18 protein-coding genes and 1 tRNA gene are annotated in these 18,698 nt (G+C 66.8%); 11 read left to right on the forward strand and 8 right to left on the reverse strand.

Features of this window, described 5'->3' with window-relative positions:
* Positions 1-141: 141 nt before the first annotated feature.
* On the reverse strand, positions 142-822 hold the full coding sequence (gene nth, locus NN2_RS33470) for an endonuclease III (RefSeq protein ID WP_082857452.1): 681 nt from the start codon (positions 820-822) through the stop codon (positions 142-144).
* A gap of 289 nt (positions 823-1,111) precedes the next feature.
* Here nth and NN2_RS33475 point away from each other — a divergent pair, with 289 nt between their 5' ends.
* The gene (locus NN2_RS33475; protein ID WP_030516432.1) at positions 1,112-1,351 is read left to right on the forward strand and encodes a hypothetical protein; all 240 of its coding nucleotides are present in this window, start codon (positions 1,112-1,114) and stop codon (positions 1,349-1,351) included.
* A 269-nt stretch (positions 1,352-1,620) separates the two neighbouring features.
* Entirely contained in the window at positions 1,621-2,295 is a 675-nt protein-coding gene (locus NN2_RS33480) for a Crp/Fnr family transcriptional regulator (RefSeq protein ID WP_019044571.1), read from the forward strand.
* 31 nt (positions 2,296-2,326) lie between these two features.
* On the opposite strand, the gene NN2_RS33485 is transcribed toward NN2_RS33480, so the two are convergent.
* Genes NN2_RS33485 through sp36 form a run of 3 tightly spaced genes read right to left on the reverse strand, consistent with a single transcriptional unit; the run spans position 2,327 to position 3,756 of the window.
* Entirely contained in the window at positions 2,327-3,118 is a 792-nt protein-coding gene (locus tag NN2_RS33485; RefSeq protein ID WP_063019081.1) for an MBL fold metallo-hydrolase, read from the reverse strand.
* Positions 3,119-3,127: 9 nt separating this feature from the next.
* Positions 3,128-3,595 carry a RidA family protein gene (locus NN2_RS33490; protein WP_030516434.1) on the reverse strand — a complete coding sequence of 156 codons (468 nt, stop codon included), beginning with the start codon at positions 3,593-3,595 and terminating at the stop codon, positions 3,128-3,130.
* Positions 3,592-3,756 (reverse strand): Sp36 family protein, encoded by a 165-nt coding sequence (gene sp36, locus NN2_RS37540; RefSeq protein ID WP_085997207.1) that lies wholly within the window; start codon positions 3,754-3,756, stop codon positions 3,592-3,594. The genes NN2_RS33490 and sp36 overlap by 4 nt, the downstream gene beginning before the upstream one ends.
* Positions 3,757-3,920: 164 nt before the next feature.
* Between sp36 and bagA the strand changes: the two genes are divergently transcribed.
* Positions 3,921-4,958, forward strand: a complete 1,038-nt coding sequence (gene bagA / locus NN2_RS33495; RefSeq protein ID WP_063019082.1) for an ATPase BagA — start codon at positions 3,921-3,923, stop codon at positions 4,956-4,958.
* The gene (gene bagB / locus NN2_RS33500) at positions 4,958-6,163 is read left to right on the forward strand and encodes an ATPase BagB (protein ID WP_063019083.1); all 1,206 of its coding nucleotides are present in this window, start codon (positions 4,958-4,960) and stop codon (positions 6,161-6,163) included. The genes bagA and bagB overlap by 1 nt, the downstream gene beginning before the upstream one ends.
* Positions 6,164-6,263: 100 nt before the next feature.
* On the opposite strand, the gene NN2_RS33505 is transcribed toward bagB, so the two are convergent.
* The gene (locus NN2_RS33505) at positions 6,264-6,587 is read right to left on the reverse strand and encodes a WhiB family transcriptional regulator (protein WP_030516437.1); all 324 of its coding nucleotides are present in this window, start codon (positions 6,585-6,587) and stop codon (positions 6,264-6,266) included.
* A gap of 281 nt (positions 6,588-6,868) precedes the next feature.
* On the opposite strand from NN2_RS33505, the gene NN2_RS33510 reads away from it, so the two are divergent.
* A complete protein-coding gene (locus NN2_RS33510; RefSeq protein WP_030516438.1) occupies positions 6,869-9,232 on the forward strand; it encodes a penicillin-binding protein in 2,364 nt (787 codons plus the stop codon).
* A 63-nt stretch (positions 9,233-9,295) separates the two neighbouring features.
* On the opposite strand, the gene NN2_RS33515 is transcribed toward NN2_RS33510, so the two are convergent.
* Positions 9,296-9,760, reverse strand: coding sequence for a GatB/YqeY domain-containing protein (locus NN2_RS33515; protein WP_063019084.1), 465 nt, complete (start codon positions 9,758-9,760; stop codon positions 9,296-9,298).
* Positions 9,761-9,908: 148 nt separating this feature from the next.
* On the opposite strand from NN2_RS33515, the gene NN2_RS33520 reads away from it, so the two are divergent.
* The 4 genes from NN2_RS33520 (at position 9,909) to NN2_RS33535 (ending at position 13,008) form a co-directional block, all read left to right on the forward strand.
* Positions 9,909-10,895, forward strand: coding sequence for a metallophosphoesterase (locus tag NN2_RS33520; protein WP_063019085.1), 987 nt, complete (start codon positions 9,909-9,911; stop codon positions 10,893-10,895).
* Positions 10,896-11,051: 156 nt separating this feature from the next.
* A complete protein-coding gene (locus tag NN2_RS33525) occupies positions 11,052-12,362 on the forward strand; it encodes a DUF8017 domain-containing protein (protein ID WP_156511546.1) in 1,311 nt (436 codons plus the stop codon).
* A 56-nt stretch (positions 12,363-12,418) separates the two neighbouring features.
* A tRNA-Pro gene (locus tag NN2_RS33530) sits at positions 12,419-12,492 on the forward strand.
* Positions 12,493-12,687: 195 nt separating this feature from the next.
* Positions 12,688-13,008 carry a hypothetical protein gene (locus tag NN2_RS33535; RefSeq protein ID WP_063019089.1) on the forward strand — a complete coding sequence of 107 codons (321 nt, stop codon included), beginning with the start codon at positions 12,688-12,690 and terminating at the stop codon, positions 13,006-13,008.
* 22 nt (positions 13,009-13,030) lie between these two features.
* Here the strand turns inward: NN2_RS33535 and NN2_RS33540 are convergent, their stop codons facing one another.
* Positions 13,031-14,299, reverse strand: a complete 1,269-nt coding sequence (locus tag NN2_RS33540; protein WP_063019091.1) for a low temperature requirement protein A — start codon at positions 14,297-14,299, stop codon at positions 13,031-13,033.
* Between the two features lie 75 nt (positions 14,300-14,374).
* Positions 14,375-15,418, reverse strand: coding sequence for an ABC transporter substrate-binding protein (locus NN2_RS33545; RefSeq protein ID WP_063019093.1), 1,044 nt, complete (start codon positions 15,416-15,418; stop codon positions 14,375-14,377).
* Positions 15,419-15,987: 569 nt separating this feature from the next.
* Here NN2_RS33545 and nicT point away from each other — a divergent pair.
* Both nicT and NN2_RS33555 read left to right on the forward strand, forming a co-directional pair.
* Positions 15,988-17,094 carry a Nickel transporter NicT gene (nicT, locus tag NN2_RS33550; protein WP_063019095.1) on the forward strand — a complete coding sequence of 369 codons (1,107 nt, stop codon included), beginning with the start codon at positions 15,988-15,990 and terminating at the stop codon, positions 17,092-17,094.
* A gap of 140 nt (positions 17,095-17,234) precedes the next feature.
* Positions 17,235-18,635 (forward strand): lipase family protein, encoded by a 1,401-nt coding sequence (locus NN2_RS33555; protein WP_372453170.1) that lies wholly within the window; start codon positions 17,235-17,237, stop codon positions 18,633-18,635.
* Positions 18,636-18,698 lie beyond the last annotated feature (63 nt).

Consider the following 18,698-nt stretch of genomic DNA (forward strand, 5'->3'; position numbering starts at 1 on the left):
AGGCGGACGCCGGCCCGCCCTGCACCGCGGTGGCGGTCACGGACGGACCGTCGTGGTCGCCGCGCGGCCAGACCGCGACGGCGAGCGCCACCACAGCTATCAGAACGACGAACGCCCATCGCCACGCCGCGGGAACCGACTTCACCGGCCCACCAATTCGAGCAGATGCTCGGCCTCGGGTCCCTTCACCAGTGCGGCGGCCGTCACGGGGTCGGTCGGGCCGATTCCGAAGGAGGGGCAATCCTTGGCCAGCAGGCAGGCGCCGCACGCCGGTTTACGGGAATGGCAGACGCGGCGGCCGTGGAAGATCACCCGATGCGAGAGCATCGTCCATTCCTTGCGCTCGATCAGTTCGCCGACGGCGTGTTCGATCTTGACCGGGTCGTCCTCGGTGGTCCATTTCCATCGCTGCACCAGCCGCGAGAAATGGGTGTCGACAGTGATTCCCGGCACATCGAAGGCGTTGCCGAGGATGACGTTGGCGGTCTTGCGCCCGATGCCCGGCAGCTTCACCAATTCGGCCAGCGTATGCGGCAGGACGCCGTCGTGGTGTTCCAGCAGCGCCTGTCCCAGCCCGATCAGTGAACTCGTCTTGTTGCGATAGAAGCCGGTGGGCCGGATGTATTCCTCGAGTTCCGTGCGATCGGCCTCGGCATAGGCCTTGGCGTCGCGATACCGGGCGAACAATGCCGGAGTTGTCTGATTCACCCGGACGTCGGTGCATTGCGCGGAAAGGATTGTGGCCACGGCCAATTCGAGCGGGGTGGTGAAATCCAGTTCGCAGTGCGCGTCGGGAAATGCCAGCGTCAGCGTGCGATTCATCCGCCGGGCGCGGCGTACCAGACCCAGCCGGGTTTCGTCGGCGAATCGGGCGGCCGGTTTCGAGTTCGCCCGCGCGGATTTCTGCGGAAGTTTTTTTCGAGCCGGAGAACTCGATTCGGTCGTTGTGACCGACGCCGCATCGGTGGCCGTCGCGGCCGTCTCGTGCCCGTTCACGGCGGTGGATCTGGGTTCACGCACTCGTCCACCATACGGAACCGCACCGACGCGAGCGCGATCGCGAACTCCTCCCGTGTTCCATCTGAGACCTTCTCCGTGTTTACTCACCCGTATGCAAGGACTCGCTGTGGTGCTCTTCCCGGTGGTGTTGATGCTTTTCGCACTGTTCATGGAACGTGTCGAAAACCGCCTGCGCAAGCTGCTCGAACCGGGTGAAGAGGTCCAGCAATATCTGGACAGGGCCAGCAATGCCGAGGTCAACGAGCTGGCCAAGTTGGGCGTGCCCGCACACGCCGGCTCCGGCGGCCGCCGCCGTAATCGCGACGAATTGGACGTCGCCCAAGCCAGTTAGACCGATTCCGCCCTCCGGCGATACCGACGCGCCCGACCCGCGAATACTCGAGCCCGGGAACTTTCCGCGACGCCGCGCCCGTTCACAAACCGCACGTTACGTGGTGTCTGTCACTACGCTGCGTGGATGGCAAGTAGACTGCACTGTCGGCCGAACGCTTCGGTCCAGCACTGTGGCGAGCGACGCCGAGCCAGGCGGCAGCCTGCGTACCACGTAGGGACCCGCTGACGCCGCAGTAAGCACCGTCAATTCCCATAAGGAGCACATTCGTGGACGAGGCCCTCGCCAGAGCAGGCATCTTCCAAGGCGTCGAGCCCACCGCGGTGGCTGCTCTCGCCAAACAGCTTCAGCCGGTGGATTTTCCACGTGGCCATGTCATTTTCAATGAGGGCGAGCCCGGCGATCGGCTGTACATCATCACGTCGGGCAAGGTGAAGATCGGCCGCCGTTCCCCGGACGGGCGCGAGAATCTGCTGACCATCATGGGCCCGTCGGATATGTTCGGCGAGCTGTCGATCTTCGACCCGGGCCCGCGTACCTCCACGGCCACCACCGTGACCGAGGTGCGTGCGGTGACCATGGATCGCGATGCGCTCAAGGCCTGGATCGACCAGCGGCCGGAGATCGCCGAACAGTTGCTGCGGGTGCTCGCACGCCGCCTCCGGCGTACCAACAACAACCTGGCCGACCTGATCTTCACCGATGTCCCTGGTCGAGTCGCCAAGGCGCTGTTGCAGCTCGCGCAGCGATTCGGCACCCAGGAGGCCGGCGCCCTGCGGGTCACCCACGACCTCACCCAGGAAGAGATCGCTCAGCTGGTCGGCGCCTCGCGCGAGACGGTGAACAAGGCCCTGGCCGATTTCGCCCACCGCGGGTGGCTGCGGCTCGAGGGCAAGAGCGTGCTGATCTCCGATTCGGAGCGGCTGGCTCGCCGGGCGCGGTAGGGATTTCCCACCGCGCTCCGGCGCATCCGGATCAGTTCCGGCCGCGCAGATAGGCGAGCTGGGCCTTGACCGAGCTGCGCGCGGCCGGCCACAGCCGTTTGTCCACATCGGCGTACACCTTCGCCACGACCTGCAGCGGTGTCGCGTTCTCACCGAGTTCGCGTAACGCCGCCCGCACCTGGTTCAGGCGCTGATGCCGATGTTCGATGTAGTAGCCGATCACCGGTTCGGCCTGCGGATGATCGGGGCCGTGCGCCGGGAGCAGCGCACGGCCGGGGGCGTGCCGGGCGAGCAGTTCGAGGGAGTCGAGATAGTCGCCGAGCGCGTCGTCGCGCGACTCCAGCACCGTCGTCCCGCTGCCGAGCACGGTATCGCCGGTGATCAGCGCGTCGTCGAGCAGCAGGCTGACCGAATCTTGAGTATGTCCCGGGGTGCCCAGCACCGTCAGGCGCAGTCCGGCCGCCTCGATGACCTCACCGTCGGTGAGCGGCGCCGAGGAGCCGGACAGATATTTCGGATCCATCGCGCGTACCGGCGTTCCGGTCAGTTTCACCAGCCGGTCGATGCCGCCGGTGTGGTCGTGATGGTGATGCGTAATCAACGTCAGCGCGATATTTCCATCGGTGGCGCGGGCGATCGCCTCGCTGTGCGCCTTGTCCTTGGGCCCCGGATCGATCACCACACAGTCGGATCGATCCGGCGCCCGCAGAATCCAGGTGTTCGTCCCCTCGAGCGTCATCTGGTTCGGATTGTCGGCCAACAACACCGAAGCGGTACCGGTGACCGGCCGCAGTTGTCCGTACGCGGGATGAGTGAGGGTCATCTACCTTGCCTACCGCACTTCGGCGATCAGCTCCACCTCGACCGGAGTGTTCTTGGGCAACTCGAATACCCCGACCGCGGAGCGGGCGTGCACTCCGGCCGCGCCGAACACCTCGCCCAGCAGCTCGGATGCGCCGTTGATCACCAGCGGCTGATCGGTGAAACCCGGTGCCGAGGCGACGAATCCCACCACCTTCACGATCCGCACGACCGCGTCCAGACCGACCAGATCGTCGACCGCCGCCAGCGCGTTCAACGCACACAGGCCCGCGGCCCGCGCGGCGTCCTCGACGCTCACGTCGGCGCCGACCTTGCCCGTCGCCGACAGCGCGCCGTCGACGAACGGCAGCTGGCCGGCGGTGTAGACCAGCGAACCGCTGCGCACCGCCGGAATGTAGGCGCCCGCCGGAGCCGCGACCGGCGGCAGCGCGAGACCCAGTCGTTCGAGGTTGGCGCGCCAGTCCGTGCCGGCCGTCACTGCTTGGGCCGCTTCAGATAGGCCACGTGCTGTTCACCGGTCGGCCCCGGCAGCACCGTGACCAGCTCCCAGCCGTCGGCGCCCCACTGATCCAGAATCTGTTTGGTCGCATGCGTCAACAGCGGCACCGTCGCGTATTCCCAGACCGTCACATCGCTCATGTCGCAGAAGCGTACTGGGTGAACCGACGGTGAACGGTGCGGCCGAGAGACTCGTCGGGGACCGATCAGCACATTTCCGGCTCGTACGGAAGTGCGCTGTGGCCTACGAGACAGTAGGGCGATCCTCTGGTCGCTGTTTCGTAACGGGTTATAGGCTCGCGAACGTGGGAGTACCGACAGCAGTACCCGTTTCGCAAGAGCCGGGACTGAAATTAGGGTGGCCGGACCGAGCCGACAAAGCGCGGCTGCATTACGTGTCCGGCAAGGGCGGGACCGGAAAATCCACGGTCGCAGGCGCTTTGGCGCTCGCATTGGCCGCGGGCGGGCGCCGGGTACTGCTGGTCGAGGTGGAGGGCCGCCAATCGATTGCCCAATTGTTCGATCTGCCGCCACTGCCGCCCACCGAAACGAAGATCGCCACCGCCGACGGCGGCGGTGAGGTGATGGCCCTGGCCCTCGATATCGAACACGCCTTCCTCGAATATCTCGACATGTTCTACAACCTCGGCTTCGCGGGCCGGGCGATGCGCCGGATGGGCGCCATCGAATTCGTCACGACGATCGCACCGGGTCTGCGCGACGTGATACTGACCGGCAAGATCAAGGAATGCGCGGTCCGCACGGACAAATCCGGTCGGCGCGTCTACGACGAGATCGTCGTCGACGCCCCGCCGACCGGTCGCATCGCCGGATTCCTCGATGTCACCAAGGCCATGGCGGACGTCGCCAAGGGCGGGCCGATCGCCGCGCAGGCCGAGGGTGTGGCGGCGCTGCTGCATTCCGAGCAGACCGTCGTCCACCTGGTGACCCTGCTCGAGGCCCTGCCGGTGCAGGAGACCTCGGACGCGATCGCCGAGCTGACCGAATCGGATTTCCGGATCGGCACGGTCATCGTCAACCGCGCCACCGAGGGCTTTCTCCCCGCGCTGGTGCGCGCCCGCGTCGCGACCGGTGACGTCGATCTGGACGCCGTCCGGGCGGGACTGGCCGAGGCCGGAATCACGGTGGACGACAACGACTTCCAGGGGCTGATCCGGGAAGCCGTGGAACATTCGGCAACCCTGCAGGCGCAGGACGACAGCTCCGCCGAACTGGCGAAGGTGGATATCAGCCGCCTGTATCTGCCGGCGTTGCCCGACGGTATGGACCTGGGCGGACTGTACGAACTGGCCGAACATCTGAGCGCGCAGGGAGTCCGCTGATGAGCCACCCGAGCCCGCTGATCCCGCCGGCGACTCCGCTGCTGGATGTCGAGGCCATCATCGCCGACCCGACCGCTCGGGTGGTGGTGTGCTGCGGCTCCGGCGGGGTCGGCAAGACCACCACCGCCGCGGCGATCGCCCTGCGCGCGGCCGAACAGGGTCGCAAGGTCGTGGTGCTGACCATCGACCCGGCGCGGCGGCTGGCGCAGTCGCTGGGCGTCACAGACCTCGGCAACGCACCCCAGCGCGTGCAACTGCCCGAGACGGCCAAGGGCGAGCTGTACGCGATGATGCTCAACATGCGCCGCACCTTCGACGATATGGTGCTCGAGCACACCAGCCCGGACAAGGCCGAGCAGATCTTCGCCAACCCCTTCTATCAGACCGTCGCCTCCTCCTTCGGCGGAACGCAGGAGTACATGGCGATGGAGAAGCTGGGCCAGCTGGTCGCCAAGCGCGAGTGGGATCTGGTCGTCGTCGACACGCCGCCCTCACGCAACGCCCTGGACTTCCTCGACGCGCCCAAGCGGCTCGGCAATTTCCTCAACGGCCGGATGATCCGCGTCATCATGGCGCCCGGCCGCGGCGTGGGCCGCTTCGTCACCGGCGCGATGAGCCTCGCCGTGCGCGGGGTGTCCACGGTCGTGGGCGGGCAGATGCTCAAGGACGCCTCGCTGTTCCTGCAGTCGCTGGAGTCGATGTTCGGCGGCTTCCAGGACCGCGCCGAGCGCACCTACGCCATGCTCTCGCGGCCCGGCACCCATTTCGTGGTGGTCGCCGCGGCCGAACCGGACGCGCTGCGCGAGGCGTCGTTCTTCGTGGATCGGCTCTCCACCGACGGAATGCCATTGGCCGGGCTGGTGCTCAACCGCACCCATCCGGTGCTGTGCACCCTCTCGTCGGCTCAGGCGACCGCCGCCGCGGACCGGCTGAGCCCCGGCGCCGGCAGCGATGCCGACGGCACCACGAAGGAGGCAGTGGCCGCCGACGCCGCCACCGATCCCGCGACGCTGACCGCCGACATCCTGCGCATCCACGCCCATCGCGCGGTCACCGCCAAGCGCGAACAGCATCTGCTGCACCGCTTCACCGGCGCCCATCCACGGGTGCCGATCGTGACGGTGACCGCTCTGCCGTTCGAAGTGTCCGATCTGGACGCGTTGCGCGCGGTCGGCGACCAGCTCGCCGGGTCCGACGCGGCCTGAGTCCCCCGGTGGCGCTGAGGTGCGGCCCCGATTCCGCACGTCATCGGCCGAAAAACGGTCCGAGCCCGCACGCGCGGGCTCGGACCGTACCGGTACTCGACTACATCGCGACCTTCTGCTGACGCTGGGCACGGAAGAAGTCCGCCCACGAGGTCACCTCGGGATGCTGCTTGAGCAGCGCACGCCGCTGCCGCTCGGTCATCCCACCCCACACACCGAATTCCACTCGATTGTCGAGGGCGTCGGCACCGCACTCCATGAGCACCGGGCAATGCCGACAGATGGTGGCCGCCTTGCGCTGGGCGGCACCACGCACGAACAACTGGTCGGGATCCACTTCCTTGCATCGGGCCTGGGACACCCAGGCGATTCTCGCTTCGGCCTGCTCCACGTCCAATCGAGCGATGGGGGTAGTCATGTGCATTTGGTGTGCCCCTTTGCAGTCCGAACACCGGGTCAACGGCGCTCCGGAATCGCGTGCAGCCCACAGCAACCCAACCCCGCTGCGCTCCGCACCACATTCCACTTTGAGTGTTAGCTCTATCACACTGGGTTCTCAATCTAGGTAAAGGTATGGGGCGAGCGCAAGACCGTGCCCGTATTTTCTGGTACGCCCGTCCCTGCGGAAGCCTCGCGACCAGCTGTCATGGCGCGCCGCCGACCGCGCACCGCGCATGTGACGGCGGGCCAATTAGGCTGGGGCGCGTGCCGATCTCACAAACGCTCGCGAGGCTCGCCGGCGCCTGCGTCCTAGCGGCCGTACTCGTCGCCGGATTGCTGTTCCCGCTCGCCGGCGGCTTCGGGTACATGTCGAACCGCGCAGCCGATGCCGTGGACAACGTTTCCGCGGAATTGGTGGCGGGTACCGCGCCGGCGGTGTCGACGATGGTCGATGCGACCGGAGCCCCCATCGCGTGGCTGTACGAACAGAGACGTTTCGAGGTCCCCAGCGACAAGATCGCCAACGATATGAAGTTGGCGATCGTCTCCATCGAGGACAAACGCTTCGCCGAACACGGCGGCGTCGACTGGCAGGGCACGCTGCGCGCATTCCTGACCAACACCTCGAGCGGTGAGGTACAGCAGGGCGCCTCGACCATCGACCAGCAGTACGTGAAGAACTTCCAGCTGCTGGTGGTCGCGAAAACCGACGCCGAACGCCGTGCCGCCATCGAGACCACGCCGGCCCGTAAACTGCGCGAAATCCGAATGGCTCTGACCTTGGAGAAAGAACTCACCAAGGACGAGATCCTCACCCGCTATCTGAATCTGGTGCCGTTCGGCAACGGTTCCTACGGCATTCAGGACGCCGCGCAGACCTATTTCGGCGTCGACGCCAAGGATTTGAAGGTCGCGCAGGCCGCCATGCTCGCCGGTATGGTCCAGTCCAGCTCCAAACTCAACCCGTACACCAACCCCAAGGGCGTGCTGGAGCGGCGTAATACCGTGTTGGACACGCTGATTCAGAACATTCCGAGCCGGGCCGACGAATTCCGGGCCGCCAAGGAACAGCCGCTGGGCGTGCTGCCGGAGCCCAAGGGGCTGCCGCGCGGATGCATCGCCGCAGGTGACCGTGGTTATTTCTGCGATTACGCGCTGCAATATCTCGCCAATGCGGGAATCAGCAAGGATCAGATGGACAAGGGCGGATATCTGATTCGCACCACCTTGGATCCGGCGGTGCAGAATTCGGTCAAGGCCGCCGTCACGGCGAACACCGATCCGAATCTGGAGAATATCGCCGAGGTCACCAGCATCATCGCTCCCGGCCAGGACTCCCACCACATCCTGGCGATGACCTCGAGCCGCACCTACGGTCTGGATCAGGGTGCGCATCAAACGGTCCAACCCCAGCCGTATTCGATGGTCGGTGACGGCGCCGGATCGATTTTCAAGATCTTCACCACGGCCGCCGCGATGGAGAAGGGCCTGGGCACCAGCGCCCAGTTGGATGTGCCCTCGTTCTTCGCCGCGAAGGGTATGGGTAACGGTGGCGCCGCGGGATGTCCGCCGGCCACCTATTGCGTGAAGAACGCCGGTAATTACCGATCGCCGATGTCGGTGACGGAGGCGCTGGCGCAGTCTCCGAACACCGCGTTCGTCAAGCTCATCCAGGATGTCGGCGTGACGCCCACGGTCGATATGGCGGTCCGGCTCGGGATGCGCTCCTACGCCGAGGCGGGCACCTCCGGCCACGGTAATCAGAGCCTGGCGGACATGATCAAACAGCAGAATCTCGGCTCGTTCACCCTGGGCCCGGTCGCGATCAATCCGCTGGAATTGTCCAATGTCGCCGCGACGCTGGCATCCGGCGGAAAGTGGTGCCCGCCCTCGCCGATCGCGGAGGTGATCGACCGCGACGGTAAGCAGGTTCCGCTCACCCAGCAGGCCTGTGAACAGGTCGTCGAGCCCGGCTTGGCGAATACCCTGGCCAATGCGCTGAGCCAGGACGCCGTGGGCGGTACCGCGGCCGGTTCGGCCCGTGCGGTGGGCTGGAACGCCCCCGTATCGGCCAAGACGGGAACCACCGAAACCCACCGGTCCTCGGCCTTCCTCGGCTTCACCAATTCGATGGCCGGCGCCGCCTACATCTACGGCGACTCCCCGACGCCCGGCGAGATCTGCTCGTTCCCGCTGCGCACCTGCGGCGACGGTAACCTCTACGGCGGTAACGAACCGGCTCGCAGCTGGTTCGGCGGTATCAAACCGGTACTCGACAAATTCCCGCCGCCCGCACTGCCGCCGCTGGACGACAAATACGTGCGCGGCTCGAACAACGCGCAGATCCCGGATGTGAACGGCATGTCGGAGTCCGAGGCGCGCTCGGTGCTCATCGGCGCGGGCTTTCAGGTGTCGACGGTCACCACGCCCGGATCGGCCGCCAAGGGGACGGTCACCGCTACGACGCCGAACGGCTCGGCCATTCCCGGATCGGTGATCACGGTGCTCGTCAGCGACGGCACGCAGCGGGAGATCCCGAAGCCCGGACCGCCGCCGGCGCCGCCGGTGCTCCCGGGTCTGCCGCAGATACCGCGGCTGCCACCGATTCCGATTCCGATCCCCCGGTAGCGATACGCGAGAGGCCGGCGAATGTGCGACACATTCGCCGGCCTCCTGCTTTGTCCGGCGAGCCTACAGCCGGGCCTTGACCGCGGCCGAGATCCGCGAACCGTCCGCCCGGCCCGCGGCCAGCGCCGTCGCGACCTTCATGACCTGGCCCATCTGCTTCATGCCCGGGCGCTCACCCAACTGCTCGGCCACATCGGCGATGGCGGTATCGGCGATATCGGCGACCTCGGCCTCGGTGAGCGGGGTCGGCAGATACTCGTCGATGATCTCCTGCTCGGCGCGCTCGTTGGCGGCCAGTTCGCCGCGGCCGTTCTGTTCGTAGACGACGGCCGCCTCGTTGCGCTTCTTGGCCTCCTTGCCGAGGACCGCGATCACCTCGGCATCGGAGAGCTCCTTCGCCTCGGCACCGGCGACCTCGGCGTTCTGCACGGCTGCCAGCAGCATGCGCAGCGTGCTGAGGCGCAACGTGTCCTTGGCCTTCATCGCCGCGGTCAGATCGGCGCGCAACTTCGATTTGAGTTCCGACATGCGCCACACGCTAGCCGTTGTCGGCGGACCCTCCCACCGCATTTCCGCGTGTCGAGCCGGGTGGACGGCCACGACAGCGCCCGGCAAACCGGATGCCTGTGCGGAATCACACTCGGTATTCGTCACAGTGGTCGCCTATTCTGGGCTGATGCCCGTATTCTCGTCCCCCGCACTTCGACGAGCAGCGCTGGGCTCCGGAGCTAAGGTCGCCGCCGCGGCCGCCGGTACCGCAGTGGCCGGAATCGGCTATGCCTCGCTGATCGAACGCAATGCCTTCGTCCTTCGTGAGGCCACGATGCCGGTGCTGCAGCCGGGCTCGTCGAGTCTGCGTGTGCTGCACATCAGCGACCTGCACATGACGCCCGGCCAGAAACTCAAACAGGCCTGGGTTCGCGAACTGGCCGCCTTGGAACCGGACCTGATCGTCAACACCGGCGACAACCTCGCGCATCCGAAGGCGGTGCCCGCGGTGGTGCAGTCGCTGACGGCGTTGCTCTCCCGTCCGGGCATCTTCGTCTTCGGCAGTAACGACTATTTCGCGCCCGTTCCGAAGAACCCGCTCAAGTACTTCGACAAGAACCACAAGCGAGTGCACGGGGATCCGCTGCCCTGGCAGGATCTGCGCGCGGCGTTCACCGAACGCGGCTGGCTGGATCTGACCCATGTGCGGCGCGATCTCGAGGTCGCCGGAATCAAAATCTCCACGGCCGGTGTCGACGATCCGCACCTGTCCCGCGACCGGTACGACACCGTCGCCGGCTCGCCGAACCCACTGGCCGATCTGAGCATCGGACTCACCCATTCGCCCGAGCCCCGCGTACTCGACCGGTTCGCCGGTGACGGGTACGACCTGGTGCTGGCCGGCCACACCCACGGCGGACAGCTGTGCCTGCCGGGATTCGGCGCGCTGGTCACCAACTGCGGTATCGATCGGTCCCGGGTGAAGGGTCCGTCGCGCTGGGGTGCGCACACGCGACTGCACGTGTCCGCGGGCCTGGGTACCTCGCCGTGGGCGCCGTACCGCTTCTGCTGCCGCCCCGAGGCGACCTTGCTGACGCTGGTGGCCGCACCGCCGAAAGGCCCCATCGCCGACAGTGGCCATGGCGTCTCGGAATCGGAGGCCGTGGCGCGCTAGGGTGGCGTGCCGAGGCACGACATCAGGCAGGGGTACACGGTGAACAGTGGGTTCGAGCGGAACGACGACCCGACCGCGCGACGAGAACCCACTCCCGACTCGAACGAGACCCCGCCGACACTGGCGATCCGACGGGTGCCGGGTGCGAATTTCCCTGTGTCGCAAGGCTCTCCGTGGGCTCGGCCGCAGTCGATTCCGACCGTTCCCGGCGGCGCGGGCGATCCCGGACGCTCCGGTTCTCCGGCCGAACCCGCCAAGCCCGCGGCACCGGACGCGGACCGGCCGCCCGTATCGCTGTTCGGTGGGAACGACGCTGCCGGAGGGCAATCCGCTCCGGCCCATCCGTGGACGCCACAGGGCGGCGCGAGCGGAGATACCTCCCATGGCCCGAATGCGGTCCCGGGTCCGCACGCGCCGTCCGGCTTCGCTCCGTCGCCGCACGGTTTCGGCAACCCGGGCGGACCCGACGCCCCCACCACCGCCTTCGGCGTGCAACCCGGAATGCCGCAGTGGCCGGGCAGCTCGATGCCGGGCGCGAATACTCCCTCCCGGCAACAGTTCTCGGCACCGCACGGCAGCGGTCGCCCCGAGCCGGATTGGCAATTGGGGGTCGGATCACATCCCGCGCCGCAGCAAGCGTCCTGGGGACCGCCGACGGCTCAGCATCCGCACACCGCGCTGCTGCAGGTGCCGGCCGAGCAGCCGCCTCGGCGGCGGAAAGCTCTGCTGCTCAGCGGAATCGGGGTGCTGGTCGTCGTGGCGATCGGCGCGACCGTGGCGGTGGTCGCGAGCCGGCATTCCGACTCGCCGGCCGCCGCGGGTTCCGGCAAGCCGTCCATGGTCAGTGCGCTCAGTAACGAAAATCAGCCTCCCCCACCACCTTCGCGACCGCAGCAGACGGCGCCGAAGCCGCAGCCCGGCGCCGCGCCGCCACCGATGGTTCCCGGTTACCAGGTCGTCCAGATCCTCGATCGCGGTGCGGCCTACGACGCGCCTCCGGAGTGGAAGGTCGATCCGGTCGGCACGGCCGCCTGGGGTTCGGGATCGAATCCGCTGGAAATCGCCGGCCTGGCACAGGACGGCAAGAACTACTGTCCGAACTACACCCGGACCAACGCCTTCCTCACCATGTCTCCCCAGACGGACCCGTCCGCGGCCGCCGCCGATATCGGGGCCCGGATGGCCAAGTTCGGCTGGTCGAACGCCACCGTCGCCGCCCCGGCCCCCGCCGAGCCGATGGTCTCGCTGGACGGGCAGCTGCACGGCGCCTTCGTGGAGACCACCGGCAGCGCGCCGCCGCCGGCCCCCGGCTGCGCCACGACCTTCGCGGTCTACACATTCGCCTTCCCCAGCGAAAACGGAAACTTCGTCATGACGGTCGCCGCCGACACCGGCGTCGACAAGTCCGTGGACAAGGAAACCGCCAAACGCATCCTCTCCACCATCCGCCCCCTCCCTGCCCGCTGACCAGCGGATTTAATGATCCGCTCCCCCCTGCTGTAAGCTACGACAGGCTCAACTCACGGGGTGTGGCGCAGCTTGGTAGCGCGCTTCGTTCGGGACGAAGAGGTCGCAGGTTCAAATCCTGTCACCCCGACTCGTGTGTGGAGACACGGCAGAGGCCCTGACCGATCCACTGGTCAGGGCCTCTTGCTTTGCCCGGGTGCGTATCGGTGCCGGGTGCGTATCTGTGCCGGGTTCGGGAAACTTCACCGTCCACGGCCCGATCCTCTGGGCGAGCTGCCTTCCCATTTCCGGGACCACCGGAAAACCTTGTGCTACAACTTTGTTCGTGGCGGCACTCATCGGCTTGGTGGTGATCCTGGGGATCATCATTCTCATCGCTGGAGCGGTTCTGTTGATCGTCAGTCTGGCGAAAGCGCCGGGGCGGCGGGCAGGTTCCGCCTCCGAGGCGTCGCAGCAGGACCTGCCGATGTGGACTCCCCCGCAGCACCAGGACGTCCCGATGTGGACTCCGCCGCAGCACCAGGACGTGCCGATGTGGACTCCGCCGCAGCACCAGGACGTGCCGTTGTGGAGCCCGCCGCAGCAGCATTCCGCGCAGCAGCCGCAAGATCGGACGCCGCCGTACTGGTCGCCAGGTCCTCGATAGCACGGTGACGGGCTCGCTCGCGTCACTCCAGATTCGCCAGCATCTCGCGCTGATGCCGATAGCCGATGGTTTCGTAGCCGACCACGGTGATGAACGGGGAGATCATCACCACCAGTAGGCATACGGCGATCGAGGCGCCCAGCGCGGCCAGGATCACCGCGACGGCCAAGACCACGACCGTGAGGGTGAGCAGCAGGATGTGGAACGGGTCCGGGGCCGACAGCAGCAGGGTGTGCAGCAGATAGACCATCAGCAGGTACACGCCCACCGGCAGCGCCAGAGCGAGGACCACCGCGACCGGGCCGATGTGGGAGTGGTGCTCGAGCGACAGGCCCGCGACGTGCAGGCCCGCGCCGGCGCCGGCGATACCCATGTAGAGCGGGATGTGGCCGTAACCGAACAGGTAGCCGCGGTTGCGGCGGTGCACGAGGATCTCGCCGAACGGGGTGGTGAAGTACACCCACCACATGCCGAAGGTCAGGCCCACGCCGGCGACCACGATCGCGATCGCATCGGCACTCCACTGCCCGCCGTCGCTGCCGCCGAGCAGCCCGCCCGAGGAGGCGACCGTGCCGACCACGCCCTCACCGAGCGCGATGATGGCGAACAGGCTGTAGCGTTCGGCCACGTGGTGCGGATGCCACGGGGTACCACTCGCGCGGCCCTGCGTCAGCACCGGTACGAGCAGTTCCAGCACGCCGAGCAGTATGCATCCCACCCCGGCCACGAGCAGCGGCATGTGCACGAATGCGATGATCACCCAGCCGATTTGGGCGATGATCGTCCACCGGATGCTCCCGTAGCCGACGTGCCGGAAGGACGGCGACTCCCGTCCTGCGCGCCACCACTGCAGCACCATCGCGATCCGCATCACGATGTAGCCGACGACCATCACCCGCACGTCGAGGTGATCGCCCACATCGACCGAATGGAACATCGCGGGCAGGCCGAGGGCGAAGACCACCACGCCGATCATCACCACCATGGTGAGTACGCGGTACAGCCAGTCGTCGGTGTCGAATGCCGAGGCGAACCAGCTGAAATTGATCCAGGCGTTGACGATCGCGAACATCGCCAGCACGAAGGCGAGCACCGCCTTGCCCGCATGCCCGTCGGCGACCATCTCGGCGAAATACGACGCCGCCGTGCCGACCGCGACCACGAAGGTCAGATCGAACAGCAGCTCCAGGGGCGAGGACACGCGCCCCGGTTCGTCGGGGTCGCGGCCGGTCATCCGGATGAGGCGGTGCGCCGGGCCGCGGGCGCCGCCGGTGGATACGGAGTCGCTCATGGGCACCGATGATGCCGTACCGACGGGTCGGCTCGCCGCTATCGGCCCGTCGCCGTGGCAGGACGCGTGCGCGCGCTACTTCCCGGAAGCGTCCGACGGCTGCAGCAGCGAGTTGAACTTGTTCGTGTAGAACTTGCTCGGATCCAGCTTGTGATCGATGGCCCCGGTGTCCTCGAGCCAGCTCTGCCAGCGCGTGAAATCCTCGTCCGACACCTTGCCGTAGCGCGCCGGAACCCCCACGGACAGCCAGTATTTCAGCGTCGAGGTGTCCTCTCCCGCGCGGTGGCGGGCGTTGATGATCTCGGTGAATTTCGCGATCACCTGATCCCGCGGCGTGCTGCGCTCCCATTCGATCGCCTTCGCGACGCCGGTGGTGAAGGTGCGGACCACCTCGGGGTTCTTCGCGATGAAATCGTTGCGGAAGACATAGGGTCCGCCGTTGATCGGGCCGCCGTATTCGTCGAGTTCGGTGAAAATCGGTCGCACTCCGCCGTTGGCCACCGCACGCTGTTGGAACTGGCCGTTCAATGCCGCGGCGTCGATCTGTCCCTGCCGCAGCGCCTGTTCGATATTCGGCGGCGGCAGCGCCACCAATTGCACCGATTTGATCTGGTCGACGCTCAGCCCGGCCTTCTTCAACGCATCGTGGATATCGGCCTCGTTCTGGCCACCGAGCGTATTCACGCCGACCTTCTTGCCGACCAGATCCGCGGCCGAACGAATCGGGCTGTTGTCGAGGGTGTAATAGCCCTGGAAGGACTTCTCGTCCGATCCGTAGTAGTTGACCACCGCGGTGATGGGCGCCCCGGCGCCGGCCAGCTTGGCGACCGCACCGGCGAAGGCCCCGCCGAAGTCGACCTGCCCGGTCGCGGCGGTCTGGATTTCCTGCGGCCCGCTGATGGTGTTGCCGACGTAGTCGAGTTCGATCTTGCCGTCGAAGAATCCGAGGTTCTCCGCGAGCTCCGGAAGCGTGACCTGATCGGTCCAGCCGAGATACCGAAGCGAGGTCACCCCGTTCTCGGTGTGGGCGGATCCTCCGCTGCCGCAGGCGGTGAGTAGCACAGCGGCAGCCGTACCGGCTGCGAAGACGGATATTGCGGTGCGGATACGTCCGGACATCAGGTAATTCCTCTCGACACTGCGCACGACGGCACGGTGGTGCGCGTCGGCTCGGCCGAGCCTAGGTGTTGTGAATTGCCGAGCCTCCCCTTTGAATCACGACGATTCGGTTGCGGAAATACGCGTCGATCACTCGAGTACACCCGAGCGGTATCCACCCCGACCGGCACCATACTCGGGTACGCGGCAGAAGACTGCGACATGAAGGCTCCCCTGGCATCGCAGAAACGGCATTGCTGAAACGCTGACCCTGTGGAACTGGCACCCGCACACAGTCGTCGCACTACGGACTGTGTTACGCCGAGTCTCCTCGATTTCCCGGGCAACGGGGGCATACCCGACATTTCATCGATCGGGAACCCTGTCACCACCCTCGTTGCGACCTGCGAAGACCGTGGCCGCACGGGTGCGGTCCGTTGGTATAGTCCGCAGAGTTCTCGCGATGGGAACGGGAAACCGGTGCCAATCCGGTGCGGTCGCGCCACTGTGTTCAGCCCATGCTGTCAGCCAGACCCCTTTCGTCGCTGTGCACGGACGGGGACGCGGGTTCCCCAGAAGGGTTGTGGCACATGTCCACTCGTCGTCGCCTGCTTCGCGATGTGCTGCGGGACTGGTCCCGGCGTGACTGGCTGGAAGCGGCGGTGCTGCTCGGTGTGGTCGCGTTGATGCATCTGATCGGATTCGGCCTGCTGTTCGGCGCGATCGCCCCGCACGGTTATCGCATCGGGACGGAGGTCTTCGGCATCGGACTGGGCATCACGGCCTACACCTTCGGGCTGCGCCACGCCTTCGACGCCGACCACATCGCCGCCATCGACAACACCACGCGCAAGCTGATGAGCGACGGCAAACGCCCCAAATCGGTCGGATTCTGGTTCGCGATGGGGCATTCCACGATCGTGTTCGTCCTCGCCGCGCTGGTGGTGGCGGGTGCGCACGTGGTGGGCACCCTGGTCGACGAGGACTCGTCGACCCGCAAGACCCTGGGCACCATCTCGACCGTGGCCTCCGGATCGTTCCTGTATCTGATCGGCCTGCTCAATGTGGTTGCGCTGATCGGCATCTGGCGGGTGTTCCGCCGTCTGCGCCACAGCGGCGAATACGATCGCGCGGAACTGGAGGCGGCGCTCGATTCGCGCGGATTCCTGGCACGCCTGCTGGCGCCGGTGATGCGGATGGTGGGACGGCCGGTGCACGTCTATCCGGTCGGCGTGCTGTTCGGACTGGGTTTCGACACCGCGACCGAGGTGGCGCTGCTCGCGCTGGCCGGGTCCGGCGCGGCGGCGGGACTGCCCTGGTACGCGATCGTGGTGCTGCCGCTGCTGTTCGCGGCGGGGATGAGCGTGATGGACACGATCGACGGCCTGTTCATGAACGTCGCCTACGACTGGGCGTTCTCCGATCCGGTGCGCAAGATCTTCTACAACCTGGCCATCACCGGCCTGTCGATCGCGGTGGCCCTGTTCATCGGCTCGATCGAGCTGATCAAGGTGCTGCACGACGACACCGGTTTCGGCGGCCCGGTCGGAGAGTGGATCGCCGGTATCGACCTCAACAACGCGGGATTCGCGATCGTCGGATTGTTCGTCCTCGCCTGGGTCGTCGCGGTCGCCTACTGGCGGCTGGCGAAGGTGGACGAACGCTGGGCGCCCGCGCCGACCGAGGAATCGGTCTAGCCACACCACATTCGACCGCACCTCGTCGAGCCGCGCATCGACGGCCGGCATGCGACATTCTTGCGACGGCGATCACACCTGTGCCATAGTTCGCTGCATATGTGAGACGGAGCAGTCTCGCATTAGTGAAGGAGCCGAGTGTGACCGAATCCTGGACGCGCCGCATCCGCCGGACGACCTGTGTCCTCGCCGCGGCGGCGGCATTGACCGTTCCGGCCGCAGTGGTGGCTCATCCGCCGCACGCCGGCGCCGAACCCGCGCCGGTCGCACCCGCGGCCCCGATTCCGCTACCACCCGAGCTGGACCCGGGCTTCTACCATCCGGCACCGGAGATCGTCGCGGCGAAGCAGCCCGGCGAGATCATCGCCGCGCGGCAGGTGCGGGTGGCCAATCTCGGGCTGATCCCGGTCAATGTCGACGCGTGGCAGATCTCGTACCGATCGAACGACAGTCGTGACCGACCGATCCCGGCGGTCGCGACGGTTCTGAAACCACGTGGTTCGGCACCGGACAAACTGGTCTCGATGCAGATCGCCGAGGATTCCCTGGCCGGCTACTGCGCACCCTCCTACGCGATCCAGCATTTCTCGGCCGGTCCGTTCCTGGGCCAGATCGTGGCCCCGGCCGAATTCGTGATCGCCCAGGGCGCGTTGCAGCAGGGCTGGGCCGTGGTGATTCCCGATCACGAGGGGCCGAACAACGCCTATGCCGCGGGGCCGCTCGCCGGCCGGATCACCCTCGACGGCGTTCGCGCGGCCCGAGATTTCGAGCCGATGCGGTTGAGCCCGCAGACCAGGATCGGCCTCTACGGCTACTCCGGCGGTGCGATCGCGACCGGTCACGCGGCCGAACTGAAGAGCACCTACGCACCGGAGCTGAATATCGTCGGCGCGGCCGAGGGCGGGGTTCCGGCCGATCTCGGCATGACGCTGAAGGTGGCCAACGGACAGGCGACCTCGGGGCTGGTACTGGCCGCCGTGATGGGCCTGACCCGCGAATACCCCGAATTCGCGCGTTTCGTCGACGAGCATATGGACCCATTGGGCAAGGGACTGACCACGATTCAGAGCGGATTGTGCGTGCAGTACGTCAGCTCGCTGCTGCCGTTTCTGAATCTCGAAGGAATGTTGCGGGTTCCTGGCGATCCGCTCCAGCAGCCCGCGGTCGCCGACGTACTGGACGAAACCCGCATGGGCAAGTCGGTGCCGGATATGCCGATGTACATCTGGCAGGGCAACCCGGACGAGATCATCCCGGTCGGCCAGGTGAACAACCTCGTCGACACCTACTGCCGAAACCCCTCCGCCACAGTGCAATACACCCGTGAACACTTCGCCGAACATGTCGCCACCGAGATCTCCGGCGGCGGCCCGGCGATGCTGTGGTTGCGCGACCGTCTCGACGGCGTACCCGCGCAGCCCGGCTGTCACACCGCGGATGCGGGCTGGTTGTTGCTGGACCCCAACGGTTTCCAGATGCTGGCCTCGACCTTCGGCGAAACCTTCGCCTCGTTCTTCGGTAAGCCGATCGGCGTGAAGTAGGCCGCGCGCAGAGCTACCGGCACAGCGTGGTGCCGGGTGATGGGAAGGGCCCGTTCGTCAGGG

The organism is Nocardia nova NBRC 15556 (genome assembly GCF_001613005.1).
Lineage (GTDB): Bacteria > Actinomycetota > Actinomycetes > Mycobacteriales > Mycobacteriaceae > Nocardia > Nocardia nova.

Coding starts and splice junctions, on each gene's coding strand:
- NN2_RS33540 (WP_063019091.1), bottom strand. CDS start 14,299: ATGAGCGACTCCGTATCCACCGGCGGCGCCCGCGGCCCGGCGCACCGC.
- NN2_RS33475 (WP_030516432.1), top strand. CDS start 1,112: ATGCAAGGACTCGCTGTGGTGCTCTTCCCGGTGGTGTTGATGCTTTTC.
- NN2_RS33515 (WP_063019084.1), bottom strand. CDS start 9,760: ATGTCGGAACTCAAATCGAAGTTGCGCGCCGATCTGACCGCGGCGATG.
- NN2_RS33485 (WP_063019081.1), bottom strand. CDS start 3,118: ATGACCCTCACTCATCCCGCGTACGGACAACTGCGGCCGGTCACCGGT.
- bagB (WP_063019083.1), top strand. CDS start 4,958: ATGAGCCACCCGAGCCCGCTGATCCCGCCGGCGACTCCGCTGCTGGAT.
- sp36 (WP_085997207.1), bottom strand. CDS start 3,756: ATGAGCGATGTGACGGTCTGGGAATACGCGACGGTGCCGCTGTTGACG.
- NN2_RS33520 (WP_063019085.1), top strand. CDS start 9,909: ATGCCCGTATTCTCGTCCCCCGCACTTCGACGAGCAGCGCTGGGCTCC.
- nicT (WP_063019095.1), top strand. CDS start 15,988: ATGTCCACTCGTCGTCGCCTGCTTCGCGATGTGCTGCGGGACTGGTCC.
- NN2_RS33505 (WP_030516437.1), bottom strand. CDS start 6,587: ATGCACATGACTACCCCCATCGCTCGATTGGACGTGGAGCAGGCCGAA.
- nth (WP_082857452.1), bottom strand. CDS start 822: ATGAATCGCACGCTGACGCTGGCATTTCCCGACGCGCACTGCGAACTG.
- NN2_RS33545 (WP_063019093.1), bottom strand. CDS start 15,418: ATGTCCGGACGTATCCGCACCGCAATATCCGTCTTCGCAGCCGGTACG.